Origin of the sequence: Variovorax atrisoli 110B (genome assembly GCF_000382045.1) — a bacterium.
In the GTDB taxonomy this organism is placed as follows: domain Bacteria; phylum Pseudomonadota; class Gammaproteobacteria; order Burkholderiales; family Burkholderiaceae_C; genus Variovorax; species Variovorax atrisoli.
This window is the reverse complement of sequence record NZ_KB907450.1, coordinates 634,275-650,435: the sequence shown is the minus strand read 5'-3', so window position 1 is coordinate 650,435 and position 16,161 is coordinate 634,275. Positions and strand designations below refer to the sequence as shown.

Genomic DNA, 16,161 nt, shown 5'->3' with positions numbered 1-16,161 from the left:
GCGAGCAGCGAACCATCAACTAAATCACGCGGCCGCGATCCGGCATCGCATTCGGGCGCTATGCTGAAAGCAACGCGTGCAGTACCCGGCCGAGCCCTCTCGGCCCCATCCCCATGACACAGCCTCCTGCCACGGTTTTCCTGATCGACGTCGACAACACGCTGCTCGACAACGACCGCTTCATCGCCGACCTCCACGCACGCCTCGACGAGGCCTTCGGCGCCGAAAGCGCGAGCCGCTACTGGGTCGGCTTCGAGCAGCTTCGCGACTCCCTGGGCTACGTCGACTACCTCGGCGCGCTGCAGCTCTTTCGCACCAGCGAAAGCCGCGAAGGCATGAGCGATGCGCGGCTGCTGCGGATCTCGGAATTCGTCACCGACTACCCCTTCGCCGACAGGCTCTATCCCGGCGTGCACGAGACGCTGAAGCACCTGCGCCGCCACGGCCCCACGGTGATCCTCTCGGACGGCGACGTGGTGCTGCAGCCGCGCAAGGTGCAGCGCTCGGGCCTGTGGGAGGCCACGGAGGGCCGCGTGCTGATCTACGTGCACAAGGAAGAGATGCTCGACGTCGTCGAGCACCACCATCCCGCGCGGCACTACGTGATGATCGACGACAAGCTGCGCATCCTCTCGGCCATGAAAGCCATCTGGGGACCGCGTCTTACAACGGTCTTCGTGCGGCAGGGCCACTATGCGCTCGACACCGCGGCCAACGCAGCCTACGCACCCGCCGACATCACCGTCGAGCGCATCTCGGATCTCATCAACTTCGACTTCCCATCGACATGAGCCAAGCAAGCAATCCCCTGGCGGGCAAGCCCGCACCCATCGAACTGCTGGTCGACGTGCCGCGCCTGGTCTCGGCCTACTACACAGGCCGGCCCGACCCTGCGGTGCCCGCGCAGCGCGTGGCCTTCGGCACCTCGGGGCACCGGGGCTCCTCCTTCGACGATGCCTTCAACGAATGGCATGTGCTGGCGATCAGCCAGGCCATCTGCGACTACCGCAGGCAGAAGGGCATCGACGGGCCGCTCTTCCTCGGCATCGACACGCACGCCCTTTCGACGCCGGCCTTCGGCAGCGCGGTCGAGGTGCTGGCAGCCAACGGCGTGGAGCTGATGATCTCGAAGGACGACGAGTACACGCCCACGCCGGCCGTGTCGCACGCGATCCTGGTCTACAACCGCGGCCGCACCACGGGGCTGGCCGACGGCATCGTCATCACCCCCTCGCACAACCCGCCCGAGAGCGGCGGCTTCAAGTACAACCCGCCCAACGGCGGCCCGGCCGGCACCGACATCACCTCGGCCGTCGAGGCAGCCGCCAACAAAATGCTGGCGAACGGCCTCGAAGGCGTGAAGCGCATGCCGCTCGCGCAGGCGCTGCGCGCTTCGACCACGCACCGCCACGACTACCTGAACACCTACGTCGAGGACCTGGCCCAGGTGCTCGACATGGATGCCATCCGCGACGTGAACATCGACCTGGGGGTCGACCCGCTCGGCGGCGCCGGCGTGCGCTACTGGCCGGCCATCGCCGAGCGCTACAAGCTCAAGCGCCTGAACGTGCTCAGCCGCGAGGTCGACCCGACCTTCCGCTTCATGTCGCTCGACTGGGACGGCCGCATCCGCATGGACCCGTCGTCGCCAGACGCGATGCACAAGCTGATCGAGCTGAAGGACCGCTTCGGCATCGCCTTCGCCTGCGACACCGACCACGACCGCCACGGCGTCGTCGCCGGCAGCACCGGCCTGATGCAGCCGAACAGCTACCTCGCGGTGATGATCGACTACCTCTACACGCACCGGCCGAACTGGCCCGCGCAGGCGGCCATCGGCAAGACGGTGGTGAGCAGCCAGATGATCGACCGCGTCGCCAGCCGGCTCGGACGCAGGCTGCACGAGGTGCCGGTGGGCTTCAAGTGGTTCGTCGACGGGCTGGTCGATGCCTCGCTGGCCTTCGGTGGCGAGGAAAGCGCAGGCGCGACCTTCCTGCGCAAGGACGGCTCGGTGTGGACCACCGACAAGGACGGCATGGTGCCCGCCCTGCTCTCCGCCGAGATCGCCGCGCGCACCGGACGCGACCCGGGCGAGCGCTATGCCGAGCTGACGCAGGCGCTGGGCAGGCCGGTCTCGAACCGGGTGGACGCTCCGGCGACGGTCGAGCAGAAGAAGCGGCTGTCGAGCCTGTCGCCGCAGCAGATCCGGTCGACCGAGCTGGCGGGCGACAGGATCGTCGAGGTGCTGAGCCATGCGCCGGGCAACGGCGCGGCCATCGGCGGCGTGAAGGTTGTCACCGCGAATGGCTGGTTCGCCGCGCGCCCCTCGGGCACGGAGAACATCTACAAGATCTACGGCGAGAGCTTCAAGGGCGAGGAGCATCTCGCGCAAATCCTCGAAGAAGCGCAGCACGTGGTGGACGGCGCGCTCGCGGGGAACTGAAGCCGCATGCGGACGCTGGTGCTGCGGCTGAACCCGGGCGACGACCTGCGTGCGTCGCTCGACTCGGCCCTGGCTGCGAGCGGCAGTGAAGCGGCATTCATCGTCTCGGGCATCGGCAGCCTGAACGGGGCGAGCATCCGTTTCGCGGGGGCGCCGACGCCGGCTCGCATCGAGGGCGAGCTGGAGATCCTCACGCTGGCGGGCAGCCTGTCGCCGGACGGATCGCACCTGCACATCAGCGTGTCGGACGCCGAGGGCCGCGTCTTCGGCGGGCACGCGGCGCCGGGCTGCGTCGTGCGGACCACGGCCGAGATCCTCGTCGCCGTGCTGCCGGAGTGGCAGTTCGCGCGAACGCACGATCCGCTCACCGGCTATGCCGAACTGAGCCCGCGCCGGAAGCCCTGAAGCTCAGCCTTCCAGCGACTCCACACGCAGCGTGCTGACCGGCCCCGCCACCTCGGCGCGCGCCTGCAGCGCATGCACGGCCAGGTCGAGCGCGCCCTGCTCCACCGGGCCGGTCAGCACCAGCACCTGAGGTCCCACCCCGGGCCGTTCGGCCGCCAGCGCGACCTGGTGCACCGGCACTTTCCGCTCGGCGAGGCCGGCGGCGATCGCCTGGATCTGATCGAGCGCATGCACCGGCACGCGCAGGTAGTGCGAGGTGTAGACGGCTGCGCGCGGCAGCACGGCCAGCGCATTGGTCGCATGCGCATGGACGCCGAGGTGCGGCACATGCTGCGCGGCATGGACACCGTCGAGCCGGGCCACGTCGACAAGGTCGGCGATCACGGCAGAAGCGGTCTGTTCCGAGCCGGCGCCCGCGCCGTAGTACATCGTGAGTCCGGCCGCGTCGCTCTTCACCATGACGGCATTCATCGAACCGTTCACCTGCGCCATCAGGTGCGCGGCAGGCACGAGCACAGGCTGCACGCGCAGTTCGACCCCGGCCGCCTGCCGGCGCGCGACGCCCAGCAGCTTGATGCGGTAGCCCAGTTGCTCGGCGCAGGCCACATCCACGCCCTGCAGCGCGGTGATGCCCTCGACCTGCGCGTCTGCGAAGCGAAGCGGCATGCCGAAGGCGTTGGCGGCCAGCAGGGTCAGCTTGTGGGCCGCGTCGATGCCCTCGATGTCGAAGCTGGGGTCGGCCTCGGCGTAGCCCAGCGCCTGGGCCTGCGCGAGTGCGGCGGCGAAGTCCAGGCCCTCGTCGCGCATCTTGCTCAGGATGAAATTGGTGGTGCCGTTGATGATGCCGGCCACCCATTCGATGCGGTTGGCGGCAAGGCCTTCGCGCAGCGCCTTGATGATCGGGATGCTGACGGCCACCGCGCCTTCATAGGCCACGATCACGCCCTTCTCGCGCGCAGCCGCGAAGATTTCGGCGCCGTGTACCGCCAGCAGCGCCTTGTTGGCCGTGACCACGTGCTTGCCGTGCGCAATGGCGGCCAGCACCCAGTCGCGCGCAGGTCCGGTGCCGCCGGCCACTTCCACCACCACGTCGACGTCGGGATGCGTGGCGACGTGCATCGCGTCGGCCGTCAGCGCGACGCTGTCTCCCACGATGCCGGCCGCGCGCTCCAGGTTGCGCGCGGCGACCATCACCAGTTCGATGGACCGGCCGGCCCGCGCCGCGATGTCGGCACGGTTGCGCGCCAGCACGCGGAAAGTGCCCGAGCCGACGGTGCCGATGCCGATCATCCCGACGCGCAGGGTACGGATGGCCGCCTGGCGGTGGTGCAAGGGCTCTAGGGATTCAACGGGATCGCGGTACATGGACAACTCCTGACGAAAAAACAAAACCCAGCTGCCAGAGCTGGGTTCATTCGTTCGGGGGAGAGAGCGATACACCAGGTGGCTGCCGGAACGGCCACCTGCGCGTGCTCAGGTGGCCGCGGTGGTAATGGTGGTAATCATTCGAGCAACGACCATCGCCTGCGCGGAGGCAGGCGGCATCATGCGGCCCATGGGGGCTGCGAAGGATGCGAAGGGGAAGCGTTGGCTCGACATGAAGCCTCGGAGTGTACAGGACCCGGGCAGCGTCCCGGTCAGGGTGCGGCCGACAGCCGCTTTTCGAGCCATACGCTGTAGCGCGAGAGCCCGAAGCACAGCACCCAGTAGACCGCGGCCACGAAAAGGTAGCCCTCGAGGTAGAACGGCCGCCAGGTCGGGTCGCCGCCCAGCGCCAGCCCCAGCGCGCCCGTCAGCTCGAAGAGGCCGACCACGGTGACCAGCGAGGTGTCCTTCAGCGTGCCGACCACGTTGTTGGTCAGCGCGGGCACGACGAGGCGCAGCGCCTGCGGCAGCACGATGTCGCGCTGCACCGGCCAGCGGCCGAAGCCCAGCGCCATCGCCACTTCGGTCTGCCCGCGCGGCACGGCCTGCAGGCCGCCCCGGATGATCTCCGCGAGATAGGCGGCCACGAAGAGCGCGAGGCCCGCGAGCACGCGCACCAGCACATCGGGCTGCCATCCGGCCGGCCAAAGCAGCGGCAGCAGGAACGAGGCCATGAACAGCACCGAGATCAGCGGCACGCCGCGCACCAGTTCGATGTAGCTCGCGCACAGGGTGCGCACCACCGGCCAGCCGGAGCGCCGCCCCAGAGCCAGCAGCAGTGCCAGCGGAAAGGCCAGCGCCAGCCCCACCACCGCGAGCCCGATGGTCAGCGGCAGGCCGCCCCATCGCCCGGTGGGCACATGGCTCAGGCCCAGTACGCCGCCACGCATCAGCAGCACGAAGAGCAGCAGCGCAACGACCCACAGCGGCACCAGCCACCAGCGCCAACTGCGCGGCCAGGCGCTGAGCATGGTCACTGCCGACAACACGACCACCGCGACGGCGGGACGCCACTGCTCCTCGTACGGAAAGCGCCCGAAGAGCATCGGCCGCCACTTCTCGGCCACCACGCCCCAGCAGGCGCCGTGCTGCGCGGCGCGGCAGGCCTCGGCGTCAGGCCGGAACACCGCGTGCACGATGCCCCATTCGACGACGTGGAAGCCGATCCACGCGAAGAGCGCCAGCAGCAGCAGCGTCGCCAGCGCGCGCATCGGCGAACCCCAGAGCTCGCTGCGCCATGCGATCGGCCCTTGCGCGGCGTTCCTCATCGCCAGCCCCGCAATGCGACGCGCGCGTTGTAGCGGTTCATGCCGAAGGAGATCAGCAGCGACAGCAGCAGGTAGACCGCCATGATGATCGCGATGCACTCGAAGGCCCGGCCGTTCGTACCGATCGTGGTGTTGGCCACCGACACCAGTTCCGGATAGCCCACGGCCACCGCCAGCGACGAGTTCTTGGTGAGGCTCAGCAACTGGTTGGTGAGCGACGGCACGATCACCCGAAGCGCCTGCGGCAGCACCACGATGCGCAGCTGCTGCACCGGCGAGAGCCCCAGCGCCTGCCCGGCCAGCACCTGCCCCTGCGGTACGGAAAGAATGCCCGCCCGCACGATCTCGGCCACGAAGGCGGCCGAATACAGGCTCAGGCCGGCGACGATGGTCACGTACTCGGGACTGAGCGCCGCGCCGCCGCTCACGCCGAAATCACCGCGCTCGGGAAGCTCGAAATGCAGGCCGCCCTCGCCCATCATCGGCCACGGCACGCTGAGGCCGCCCTTGCTCAGCCACACACCCGGCAGGAGCCGCACCGGCTCCGTCGGATCGGGCAACAGGTTTGCCATCGCGAAAGCCAGCATCAGCAGCTGGACCAGCAGCGGCACGTTGCGCACCAGCTCGACATAAGCGGTGCAGATGCCGCGCAGCAGCACATGCGGCGCGAGCCGGCCGATGCCGATCAGCGTGCCCAGCACGACAGAGAAGATGGCTGCGGGCACTGCCGCGCGCACCGTATTGATCAGGCCCGCAAGGAAGGCGCGCCAGAAGGGCTGGCTGGCATCGAAGTCGAGCCAGCCTTCGCTGATCGAGAAGCCGGCAGGCTCGGTGAGAAAGTCGAAGCCCGAACGCACGCCGCGTGCGCGCAGCACCTCGAGCGCATGGTGAACCACCCAGACCGCTCCGGCCACCACGGCCAGCACCAGCAGGGCCTGGACGGCCCATGCCAGCCAGACCCCGCGCGATGACGAAGGAGCAGCGCTTTTACGGATAGTCATTGCGTGGTGGAGAAGCGGTCCAATGCCAGGAACACCGCGGAACCGGCCGCGCCGGGCCGCTGGTGTTGCGCCCGGCGACGGGATTGGCGAAGCGACACGAAGTGCGCGAAGCCTGGAGAGCTCTTATCTCACCGGGGGGGCGTAGATCAGGCCGCCCTTGCTCCACAGGTTGTTGGAGCCGCGCGGCAGCTTCAGGACCGACTTCGGGCCGACGTTGCGCTCGAAGATCTCGCCGTAGTTGCCCACGGCCTTGATGGCGCGGAACGACCAGTCCTTGTCCAGGCCCAGCAGCTTGCCGAGGTCTTCACCGGAACCGAGCAGGCGCTGCTGCGCCGGGTCCTTGCTGCTGGCCTTGAGCTCGTCCGCGTTGGCCTGCGTGATGCCGAACTCCTCGGCCTCGATGAGCGCGTTGGGCACCCACTTGGCGATGGCGAACCACTCGTCGTCGCCGCGGCGCACCAGCGGCGCCAGCGGCTCCTTGGAGATCAGTTCGGGCAGGATGACGTAGTCGTCGGGATTGGTCGCTTCCTTGTTGCGCAGGCCGGCCAGCGCCGAGGCGTCCGTCGTGAAGGCCTGGCAGCGGCCCGAGAAGAAGGCCTTGAACGAGGCCTCGAAGCTCTCGAACACCACCGTCTTCACGGGAATGCCCTGCGCACGGAAGTAGTCCGACACGTTCTTCTCGTTGGTCGTGCCCGACTGGGTGCAGATGGTCGCGTTCTTGAGCTGCTTGGCGCTCGTCACCTTGAGCTTCTTGGGCACCAGGAAGCCCTGGCCGTCGTAGTAGGTGATGGTGGTGAAGTTGAAGCCCAGCGAGGCGTCGCGGGTGAGCGTCCAGGTGGTGTTGCGCGCGAGGATGTCGATCTCGCCGGCCTGCAGGGCCGAGAAGCGCTGTTGCGAGTTGAGCGGGACGAAGTCGACCTTCTTGCCGTCGCCGAGCACGGCAGCCGCGATGGCGCGGCAGGTGTCGACGTCCAGGCCCGACCAGTTGCCCTGCGTGTCGGGTGCCGAGAAGCCGGCAACGCCGTTGGTCACGCCGCACTTGACGGTGCCGCGCTGCTTGACTGCATCGAGCGTCTTGCCGGCGAAGGCCGGGGCGGCAAAGGCCAGGGCTGCGAGGCAGGCGCCCGCGAGCAGCGCCGGCCGGAATGGTTTGTTCATCATTGGTGTTCTCCTCAACAACGGTAAGCAAAAGGCAGTGTACGGGCCGACGGCTGACTCTGCCAAAGAACTCCGGGTTGAATGCATATGCGCCTCGACGGGCTGGCTGGAAGCGCCGCAGGGTCACTACCATACGGCCCTTCACCAACCACTCAATGGGAATCCACACAATGGTCAAATCCGACGACACCGGCAAGTTCATCCTGCGCGTTTCTCTCGGCGTGCTGATCCTCCTGCATGGCATCGCCAAGCTGCAAGGCGGCGTCGGCTTCATCTCGGGCATGCTGGCCCAGCACGGGCTGCCGGGCGCATTGGCCTATCTGGTCTATATCGGGGAGGTGGTGGCGCCGGTGCTGCTGATCGTCGGCCTCTACACGCGGCCCGCAGCCTGGATCGTTGCCATCAACATGGTGGTGGCGATCGCGCTGGTCCACACGAAGGAACTGGGCGCACTGGGCAAGCAAGGCGGATGGGCGCTGGAACTGCAGGGCATGTTCCTGGCCGCAGCGCTCGGCCTCGCCTTCATGGGCGGCGGCCGCTTCGCGCTGAGCAGCAAGTACAACTGAGCCGGCGGGCTCAATCGTCGTCGGCAGCATCGAGGCCCGGAAACAGGACCTCGGTGTAGCCGAATCGCGAGAAATCGCGAACCCGCATCGGGTAGAGCTTGCCCAGCAGGTGATCGACCTCATGCTGCACCACGCGCGCATGAAAACCCGTGGCGACCCGATCGATGGGTTCACCGTAGGGGTCGAAACCCGTATAGCGGATGCTGGCGAAGCGCGGCACCACGCCGCGCAGCCCCGGCACCGACAGGCACCCTTCCCAGCCCTCTTCCTCTTCATCGCCCAAGGGTGTGATGACAGGGTTCAGCAGCACGGTGCGCGGCACCGGTGGTGCATCGGGATAGCGCGGATTCACGACATCGGTGCCGAAGATCACGAGCTGCTGGTCGACGCCGATCTGCGGCGCGGCAAGACCGGCTCCATTGACCGCATGCATGGTCTCGAACATGTCTCGCACCAGCATGTGCAGTTCGTCGGTATCGAATGCGGCCACCGGCTGTGCGATGCGCAGCAGCCGGGGGTCGCCCATTTTCAGGATTTCGCGGATGGCCATGGCGGGATTATCGCGATGGCTCCGAACTCCATCCTCCGGAGGGGATCAGGGAGGGGTCTGGTTCTTCGAGTCGGGCGAAGTCCAGAGTCGCGCGTTGCCGCGAGGCGGGGTCGGGATAGAGCCCGGGCCGCCACCCGCGATGGGCGGACGAGGCGGCACCACCACAGGCGGAGCCACTGGGCGGCCACCACCACCCCAGGCAGGCGGGCGGACCGGATAGGCCGGCCGGTCGTAATAGGGCCTGTCGTAATAGCGCGGACGCCGCTCGTAGTAGCCGCCGCCGTTGATGTAGACCGGCGCCGGCACCACCACGGGCGCGGGCTCGCTGTAGTAAGGCCCCGACGAATAGCCCCCGCCGTAGTAGGGATCGGCTGGAACGCCGACGCAGCCGGTAAGCAGCGCAACGCCACCGATGGCGGCACAGGCACCGAGAACTCGAATTTTGGTCATGAGGGACTCTCCTTGTGGCCTTCAATTAGCTTTCAACGTCAGGTTGTAGACCCTGTTGACTGCGCTGCGATGAAGCAGCGTAACGGCCGGTAAAGAGGCCGGTCGGCGTCCCTGCCGCCCGACGACTCAAGCCGCCGGAACGCCGTTGGCAAGAATCTCCAGCATACGCGCCTCGTCGATGATCTCCACACCGGCCTCGCGCGCCTTCTCGAGCTTGCTCCCGGCCTCTTCGCCCGCCACCAGGTAGTGGGTCTTCTTGCTGACCGAACCGGACACCTTGGCGCCCGCCGCCTCCAATTTATCCTTTGCTTCGTCGCGGCTCAGCGTAGGAAGGGTGCCGGTGATGACGAAGGTCAGCCCCGCCAGCGGCTTCGGCGCCCGGGCGGCCGGCTCGCCCTCTTCCCAGGTCAGGCCGCAGGCACGCAGCTGCTCGACCACCTCGCGGTTGTGCGGCTGGTCGAAGAAGGTGCGCAGGCTCTGCGCCACCACCGGGCCTACGTCGTTCACCTCGAGCAGCTGCTCCTCGGTCGCGTCCATGATCGAGTCCAGCTTGCCGAAGTGCTTGGCCAGGTCCTTTGCGGTGCTCTCGCCCACATGCCGGATGCCCAGCCCGAACAGGAAGCGCGGCAGCGTGGTCTTCTTCGAGGCCTCCAGCGCATCGACGAGGTTCTTCGCCGACTTCTCCGCCATGCGGTCCAGGCCCGCCAGCGTGGCAAAGCCCAGCTTGTAGAGATCGGGCAAGGTCCGGATCAGGTTCGAATCCACGAGCTGCTCGACCAGCTTGTCGCCGAGCCCGTCGACATCCACCGCGCGACGCGCCGCGAAATGCAGGATGGCCTCCTTGCGCTGCGCCGCGCAGAACAGCCCTCCCGTGCAGCGATAGTCGACCTCGCCCTCCTCGCGAACCGCCTCTGAGCCGCAGACCGGGCACTTGCGCGGCATCGTGAAGACTGGGCCGCGCTGATCGTCGGGCTTGGCCAGGCTCTCCGGCGCCACGCCGACCACTTCGGGAATCACGTCTCCGGCGCGGCGCACGATCACCGTGTCGCCCACGCGCACGTCCTTGCGGCGCGCCTCGTCCTCGTTGTGCAGCGTGGCGTTCGTCACCGTCACCCCGCCGACGAACACCGGCGCAAGCTTGGCCACAGGCGTGAGCTTGCCGGTGCGCCCGACCTGGATCTCGATGCCGACCACCTCGGTCAGCTGCTCCTGGGCGGGGTACTTGTGGGCCACGGCCCAGCGCGGCTCGCGCGAGACGAAGCCCAGCTGCCGCTGCAGCTCGATGCTGTCGACCTTGTAGACCACGCCGTCGATGTCGTAGGGCAAGGCATCTCGCTGGCGGCCGATGTTCTCGTGGAACGCTATGAGTTCGATAGCGCCTGTGGCACGGGCCGTCTGCGTGGCGACCGGGAAGCCCCATTCGTGGAACTGCTGCAGCCAGTCGAACTGCGTGGGCCAGTCGGGCCCGCCTTCGGCGGCGGGCGTCACCTCGCCCAACCCATAGGCAAAGAAGCTCAGCGGCCGCGCCGCGGCGATGGCGGGATCGAGCTGGCGCACAGCGCCGGCCGCCGCGTTGCGCGGATTGACGAACACCTTCTCGTTCTTCTGCCCGTCCGCGATCTTCTGGCGCTGGCGCTCGTTGAGCGCGTCGAAGTCCGCGCGCTTCATGTAGACCTCGCCGCGCACCTCGACCACCGGCGGCGCCTTGCCCTTGAGGCGCAGCGGGATCTCGCGCACCGTGCGGATGTTCTGCGTGACGTCCTCGCCCACCTCGCCGTCGCCGCGCGTGGCCGCCTGCACCAGCACGCCGTTCTCGTAGCGCAGGTTCATGGCAAGGCCGTCGAACTTCAGTTCGCAGACGTAGCCGACCTGCGGGCCGTCCTCGGCGAGGCCCAGTTCGCGGCGCACGCGCGCATCGAAGGCGCTCGCGCCGCCGGGCGTGATGTCGGTCTCGGTACGGATCGACAGCATCGGCACCTTGTGGCGCACCTTGACGAAGCCTTCGAGCACCTTGCCGCCGACGCGCTGGGTCGGCGAATCGGGCGTGCGCAGATCGGGAAACTCGGCCTCGATGGCCTGCAGGCGCTGGAAGAGCTTGTCGTACTCCGCATCCGGCAGCTCCGGCGCGTCGAGCACGTAGTAGAGATGGGCGTGCCGGTGGAGCTGTTCGCTCAGTGCGGCGGCTTCGCGTGCCGCTTCGTCGCGCGTCGTCATGGTGTCTCCCGAGGAGGAATCGAAATCAGCTGAAGAGTCGCCGCGCCAGCGGGGAACCCGCGGCAAGGTCGCGCCCGTCGAGCGTGTCGTAGAGCTGTTCGAGATCGGCGCCGATGACGTCCATGGTCTCGTCGCGCAGCAGTTGGCCGTCGCTGTCGGTGACCACGCCGTCCATCTCGCGAGCCAGGGTGGCGGCGGCTTCGCGCATGCGGCGGAAAGGTTCCTCTGCACGGTCGACCTGCGGCACGTCCAGGCTCAGGCTGAGTTCGCGGATGGCCGACTGGGCCGGGTCGTCGGCCAGCGCAGCCTGCGTGTCGAAGGCCAGGCCGAGGATCGGCGGCAGGCCGGCTTCGCTGGCCGGTAGCACCATGCGCCCCGGGATGATGCCCGCCACGAAGCCCAGCCGCGCGGCGTTCTGCTGCACGTAGCCCGGGCTCCAGGCCGCATGCAGCGCACGCAGGACGAAGCCCAGCTGCGCATCGTGCGCGCTGGCGAACTGGTCGAGCTCGCGGGCCCGCGCCACCTCGTCGAGCATCTCGGGAAATTCCGGGGCTCCGTTGACTGCATCGGCAAAGGCCTGGGCCTTGACCACGAACTCGGAGTACTCGATCTCGTTGAGCGCGCCCGTGCGGTTGGCCAGCTGCACGCCGACCTGGAAGGCGCTGTAGCGCTGGCCGGCCACGGGCGGCTCCCATTGCCCGGTGTGTTCGTTCAGGCCCTCGATGGCCACCGGCTTGCTGCCCGCACGGCGCGTGGGCGGCATCGCGGCGAGCGCGGCATCGCCCGAGGCCAGGCCATCCAGCGAGATCGGCGCGATCACGTCGATCAGCGGATCGAGCCCACCCCGGCGCTCGACCGGGGGCACGGCCGCGCTGCTGGGCGCAGGAAGATCGGGGTCGAACAGCGGCTCGTGCCGGTCGGAGCCCTGCACCTTGTTCGGATCGTCGTTCAGCACCGGCTCCACGCCGTCGCCGCCCGCGGCAAGCGCACGCTCGGCTTCATCGAGCGCGACGTCGACCGCATCGGGTTGCCGCGGCGCATTGCGGCGCGACATCATGGCCTCGTAGCCGATGACGGCCGCGAGAACGAGGCCGCCGAAGATTGCCAGGGCGAGTGTGAGATTGCTCATGGATCGTTGCCGCCCCGCTTATGCGGCTTCGACCATGGACACAGCCGACTCCATGTCGACCGCCACGATGCGCGAGACGCCCTGCTCCTGCATCGTCACGCCGATCAGCTGCTCGGCCATTTCCATGGCGATCTTGTTGTGGCTGATGAAGAGGAACTGGGTTTCGCGGCTCATGGCGGAGACGAGTTTGGCATAGCGCTCGGTGTTGGCGTCGTCCAGCGGCGCGTCCACTTCGTCGAGCAAACAGAAAGGCGCCGGGTTCAGCTGGAAGATGGCGAACACGAGCGCGATGGCCGTGAGCGCCTTCTCGCCGCCCGACAGCAGGTGGATGGTCTGGTTCTTCTTGCCGGGAGGCTGGGCCATCACCTGCACGCCGGAGTCGAGAATTTCGTCGCCGGTCATCATGAGCTTGGCGTTGCCGCCGCCGAAGAGCTCCGGGAACATGCGGCTGAAGTGCTCGTTGACGATCTTGAAGGTGCCGCCAAGCAGGTCGCGCGTCTCGGCGTCGATCTTGCGGATGGCGTCTTCCAGCGTGCCGATGGCTTCGTTCAGGTCGGCCGACTGCGCGTCGAGGAAGGTCTTGCGCTCGCTGGCAATGGCGAGTTCGTCCAGGGCCGCCAGGTTCACCGCGCCGAGCGCCGCCACCTCGCGGTTGAGGCGGTCGATCTCGCCTTGCAGGCCGGTGAGCCGCACCTTGTCGGTCTCGATCGACTTCTCGATCGCCTCGAGGTCGGCGCCGGCGTCGTCCAGCAGCTGCTGGTACTGCTCGACGCCCAGGCGCGCTGCCTGCTCCTTGAGCTGGAACTCGGTGATGCGCTGGCGCAGCGGGTCGAGCTCGCGCTCGAGCTGCAGGCGTCGCTCGTCGCTCGCGCGCAGCTTGAGCGTGAGGTCGTCGTACTGGCTGCGCGCCGCGCCCAGCGCAGTCTCGCGTTCGAGCTTGAGCGCGAGCGCATCCTGCAGGCCGGCCTGCGCGGCCGCATCGGACAGGCGGCCCAGTTCCGCGCGGGCGCGCTCGTCCTCGTCGGTCAGCGCCACGGTCTGCTGCGCGGCGGTCTCGATGGAGCGGTTGAGTTCGGCGCGGCGGGCTTCGAGCGTGCGCTGCGAGAAAGTGGCTTCCTGCGCCTGGCGTTCGAGACTGCGGTGCTGCTCGCGGCTTGCGGCCAGCGCACGGTTGGCCTCGATCACGCGTTCGTCGAGCTCGGCGTGGCGCTCCTGGGCATCGGCCAGCTGCATGTCGAGTTCCTCGAAGCGGCCCTCGGCGGCGATGCGCCGTTCCTGCAGTTCCTCGAGTTGTGCGTCGACTTCGCCGATGTCGGCGGCCAGCTGCTGGCTGCGGGCACGGGTCTGCTCGGCCAGCTGCGTCATGCGCAGCGTCTCGACCTGCAGTTCGTGCGCGCGCGACTGGGTTTCGGCCGCTTCGCGCCGGGCGGTGACGAGGCGCGAGGCAGCATCGGCATAGGCGGCTTCGGCACGGACCAGCGCGGTGCGCGCTTCCTCGGTGATGAGCGTCTGGGCGCGCAGCTGGCGCTCCAGGTTTTCCATTTCCTGCTGGCGCGCCAGCAGGCCAGCCTGCTCGGAATCGGGTGCGTAGAAGTTGACGCTGTGCGCTGAGACGGCATGGCCGCTCTGCACGTAAATGACCTCGCCCGGCTGCAGCGAGCCACGCTGGGCCAGCGCCTCCTCGAAGCTCGCGGCGGTGTAGCAGCCGTGCAGCCAGTCGCTCAGCAGCGCCTGCTGACCGGCATCGTTCAGGCGCAGCAGGCTCGACAGGCGCGGCAGCGTTGCCGAACCCTCGGGCACGCCTGCGGCCGGCGGGCTGTAGAAGGCCAGCTTGGCAGGCGGCGCATCGTTGCCGAAAGCGCGGACCATCTCCAGCCGGCTGACCTCGAGCGCGCCCAGGCGCTCGCGCAGCGCGGCCTCGAGCGCGTTCTCCCAGCCCTGCTCGATGTGGATGCGGCTCCACAGGCCCTGCAGGCCTTCGAGGCCGTGCTTGGCGAGCCAGGGGGCCAGCTTGCCGTCGGTCTTGACCTTTTCCTGCAGGGCGCGCAACGCCTCCAGGCGGGCTGAGAACTCGGCATGGCGGGCGCCCTCGGTGTTGACGGCCTGCTGCTTCGTGCGGCGGTCGTCGTCGAGCTGCGGCACGGCTTCGAGCAGTTCCTGCAGGCGCGCGTCGGATTCGCTCGCCGCCTCCTGCGCCATGGCGTACTGCTCCTGCATGTCGAGCAGGCGCGCTTCGTCGGGCGCGGCCAGGGCGTTCTGGTCGGCGCGCAGGCGTTCGCTGCGCTGCATCAGCTGGCGGCTCTGCTCCTCGATGTTGCGCTGGTCGGCGGCCAGCACCTGGATCTGCTGCTGCACCTGCGACACGGTCGTGCGCTGAGTGTTGGCCTCGTCCTGTGCGCGCTGCACGGCCTCTTCGAGCTCGGGCATGCGCGCGTCGTGCTCCTCGAGCTGGGCGGCCAGCATGATGGCCTGCTCCTCGGCATCGACGCCGGCGCCGGCCAGGGTCTCGATCTCGGCTTCGGCCTCCTCGCGGCGGCGGCCCCACTGGCCCATCTGTTCGCGCAGCTGGACGAGGCGCTGCTCGACGCGCTGGCGGCCCTCGACCACGAAGCGGATCTCGCCCTCGAGCCGGCCGACTTCGGCGCTGGCTTCGTAGAGCTTGCCCTGTGCCTGGTTGACCAGGTCACCGGCACCGTAGTGGGCCTGCCGCACGGTCTCGAGCTCGGCCTCGACGTGGCGCAGGTCGGCCATGCGCGATTCGAGGTCGTTGATGGCGCGCTCCGAATCGGCCTTGATCTTCGCCTGGTCGGCATTGCTCTCGCTGCGCTTGAGGAACCACAGCTGGTGCTGCTTCTTCGTGGCGTCGCCCTGCAGCGCGTTGTAGCGCGCGGCCACCTCGGCCTGCTTCTCGAGCTTCTCGAGGTTGGCGTTGAGTTCGCGAAGGATGTCCTCGACGCGCGTGAGGTTCTCGCGCGTGTCGCCCAGGCGGTTCTCGGTCTCGCGGCGGCGCTCCTTGTACTTGGAGACGCCGGCGGCTTCTTCGAGGAAGAGGCGCAGCTCCTCGGGCTTGGATTCGATGATCCGGCTGATCGTGCCCTGGCCGATGATGGCGTAGGCGCGGGGGCCGAGGCCGGTGCCCAGGAACACGTCCTGGACGTCGCGGCGGCGCACCGGCTGGTTGTTGATGTAGTAGCTGCTGGTGCCGTCGCGGGTGAGCACGCGCCGCACCGCGATTTCGCCGAACTGGTTCCATTGGCCGCCGGCACGGTGGTCGGCGTTGTCGAACACCAGTTCCACGCTCGAACGGCTGGCCTGCTTTCGGGTGGTCGTGCCGTTGAAGATCACGTCCTGCATCGACTCGCCGCGAAGCTCCGAGGCGCGCGATTCGCCGAGCACCCAGCGCACCGCATCCATGATGTTCGACTTGCCGCAACCGTTGGGCCCGACAACGCCCACCAGTTGGCCCGGCAGCATGAAGTTGGTGGGTTCGGCGAACGACTTGAAGCCCGATAGCTTGATGGAATTAAGACGCACGACTTGTCGGCCTGCCTT

General features: G+C 68.4%; 13 protein-coding genes. 4 read left to right on the top strand and 9 right to left on the bottom strand.

The features are described from left to right. Positions 1 to 113: 113 nt before the first annotated feature. From G369_RS0103165 to G369_RS0103155, 3 genes are read left to right on the top strand one after another with little or no spacing between them, the layout of a single operon-like run. Positions 114 to 791, top strand: coding sequence for an HAD family hydrolase (locus tag G369_RS0103165; RefSeq protein ID WP_019652525.1), 678 nt, complete (start codon positions 114 to 116; stop codon positions 789 to 791). After that, complete coding sequence (gene pgm, locus G369_RS0103160; RefSeq protein WP_019652524.1) at positions 788 to 2,443, top strand: phosphoglucomutase (alpha-D-glucose-1,6-bisphosphate-dependent); 1,656 nt, start codon at positions 788 to 790, stop codon at positions 2,441 to 2,443. Before G369_RS0103165 ends, pgm begins: the two co-directional genes overlap by 4 nt. A 6-nt stretch (positions 2,444 to 2,449) precedes the next feature. Beyond that, the gene (locus tag G369_RS0103155; protein ID WP_019652523.1) at positions 2,450 to 2,848 is read left to right on the top strand and encodes a PPC domain-containing DNA-binding protein; all 399 of its coding nucleotides are present in this window, start codon (positions 2,450 to 2,452) and stop codon (positions 2,846 to 2,848) included. A 3-nt stretch (positions 2,849 to 2,851) separates the two neighbouring features. Here G369_RS0103155 and G369_RS0103150 read toward each other — a convergent pair whose 3' ends face one another. From G369_RS0103150 to G369_RS0103135, 4 genes are all read right to left on the bottom strand, one after another. Next, a complete protein-coding gene (locus G369_RS0103150; protein ID WP_019652522.1) occupies positions 2,852 to 4,213 on the bottom strand; it encodes a homoserine dehydrogenase in 1,362 nt (453 codons plus the stop codon). Between the two features lie 272 nt (positions 4,214 to 4,485). Further along, on the bottom strand, positions 4,486 to 5,541 hold the full coding sequence (locus tag G369_RS0103145; RefSeq protein WP_019652520.1) for an amino acid ABC transporter permease: 1,056 nt from the start codon (positions 5,539 to 5,541) through the stop codon (positions 4,486 to 4,488). Next, positions 5,538 to 6,542 (bottom strand): amino acid ABC transporter permease, encoded by a 1,005-nt coding sequence (locus tag G369_RS0103140; protein WP_019652519.1) that lies wholly within the window; start codon positions 6,540 to 6,542, stop codon positions 5,538 to 5,540. The genes G369_RS0103145 and G369_RS0103140 overlap by 4 nt, the downstream gene beginning before the upstream one ends. Before the next feature lie 123 nt (positions 6,543 to 6,665). Continuing rightward, positions 6,666 to 7,700, bottom strand: coding sequence for an amino acid ABC transporter substrate-binding protein (locus G369_RS0103135; protein ID WP_026346170.1), 1,035 nt, complete (start codon positions 7,698 to 7,700; stop codon positions 6,666 to 6,668). A 170-nt stretch (positions 7,701 to 7,870) separates the two neighbouring features. Between G369_RS0103135 and G369_RS0103130 the strand changes: the two genes are divergently transcribed. Further along, positions 7,871 to 8,266 (top strand): DoxX family protein, encoded by a 396-nt coding sequence (locus G369_RS0103130; protein ID WP_019652517.1) that lies wholly within the window; start codon positions 7,871 to 7,873, stop codon positions 8,264 to 8,266. 10 nt (positions 8,267 to 8,276) lie between these two features. On the opposite strand, the gene def is transcribed toward G369_RS0103130, so the two are convergent. The 5 genes from def to smc form a co-directional block, all read right to left on the bottom strand. Further along, positions 8,277 to 8,816, bottom strand: coding sequence for a peptide deformylase (gene def, locus G369_RS0103125; RefSeq protein WP_019652516.1), 540 nt, complete (start codon positions 8,814 to 8,816; stop codon positions 8,277 to 8,279). A 45-nt stretch (positions 8,817 to 8,861) separates the two neighbouring features. After that, complete coding sequence (locus G369_RS37445; RefSeq protein WP_019652515.1) at positions 8,862 to 9,266, bottom strand: hypothetical protein; 405 nt, start codon at positions 9,264 to 9,266, stop codon at positions 8,862 to 8,864. A gap of 126 nt (positions 9,267 to 9,392) precedes the next feature. Continuing rightward, the gene (ligA, locus tag G369_RS0103115) at positions 9,393 to 11,480 is read right to left on the bottom strand and encodes an NAD-dependent DNA ligase LigA (protein WP_019652514.1); all 2,088 of its coding nucleotides are present in this window, start codon (positions 11,478 to 11,480) and stop codon (positions 9,393 to 9,395) included. 25 nt (positions 11,481 to 11,505) lie between these two features. Beyond that, positions 11,506 to 12,609 (bottom strand): cell division protein ZipA C-terminal FtsZ-binding domain-containing protein, encoded by a 1,104-nt coding sequence (locus G369_RS0103110; RefSeq protein WP_019652513.1) that lies wholly within the window; start codon positions 12,607 to 12,609, stop codon positions 11,506 to 11,508. Positions 12,610 to 12,627: 18 nt separating this feature from the next. After that, positions 12,628 to 16,143, bottom strand: a complete 3,516-nt coding sequence (smc, locus tag G369_RS0103105) for a chromosome segregation protein SMC (protein ID WP_019652512.1) — start codon at positions 16,141 to 16,143, stop codon at positions 12,628 to 12,630. Between the last annotated feature and the right edge of the window lie 18 nt (positions 16,144 to 16,161).

What these genes read in the sequence shown, in the direction of transcription:
- G369_RS0103155 (WP_019652523.1), top strand. Translation starts at nt 2,450, where the DNA reads ATGCGGACGCTGGTGCTGCGGCTGAACCCGGGCGACGACCTGCGTGCG.
- pgm (WP_019652524.1), top strand. Translation starts at nt 788, where the DNA reads ATGAGCCAAGCAAGCAATCCCCTGGCGGGCAAGCCCGCACCCATCGAA.
- ligA (WP_019652514.1), bottom strand. Translation starts at nt 11,480, where the DNA reads ATGACGACGCGCGACGAAGCGGCACGCGAAGCCGCCGCACTGAGCGAA.
- G369_RS0103135 (WP_026346170.1), bottom strand. Translation starts at nt 7,700, where the DNA reads ATGAACAAACCATTCCGGCCGGCGCTGCTCGCGGGCGCCTGCCTCGCA.
- G369_RS0103165 (WP_019652525.1), top strand. Translation starts at nt 114, where the DNA reads ATGACACAGCCTCCTGCCACGGTTTTCCTGATCGACGTCGACAACACG.
- G369_RS0103130 (WP_019652517.1), top strand. Translation starts at nt 7,871, where the DNA reads ATGGTCAAATCCGACGACACCGGCAAGTTCATCCTGCGCGTTTCTCTC.
- G369_RS37445 (WP_019652515.1), bottom strand. Translation starts at nt 9,266, where the DNA reads ATGACCAAAATTCGAGTTCTCGGTGCCTGTGCCGCCATCGGTGGCGTT.
- G369_RS0103110 (WP_019652513.1), bottom strand. Translation starts at nt 12,609, where the DNA reads ATGAGCAATCTCACACTCGCCCTGGCAATCTTCGGCGGCCTCGTTCTC.
- G369_RS0103140 (WP_019652519.1), bottom strand. Translation starts at nt 6,542, where the DNA reads ATGACTATCCGTAAAAGCGCTGCTCCTTCGTCATCGCGCGGGGTCTGG.
- G369_RS0103150 (WP_019652522.1), bottom strand. Translation starts at nt 4,213, where the DNA reads ATGTACCGCGATCCCGTTGAATCCCTAGAGCCCTTGCACCACCGCCAG.
- G369_RS0103145 (WP_019652520.1), bottom strand. Translation starts at nt 5,541, where the DNA reads ATGAGGAACGCCGCGCAAGGGCCGATCGCATGGCGCAGCGAGCTCTGG.
- def (WP_019652516.1), bottom strand. Translation starts at nt 8,816, where the DNA reads ATGGCCATCCGCGAAATCCTGAAAATGGGCGACCCCCGGCTGCTGCGC.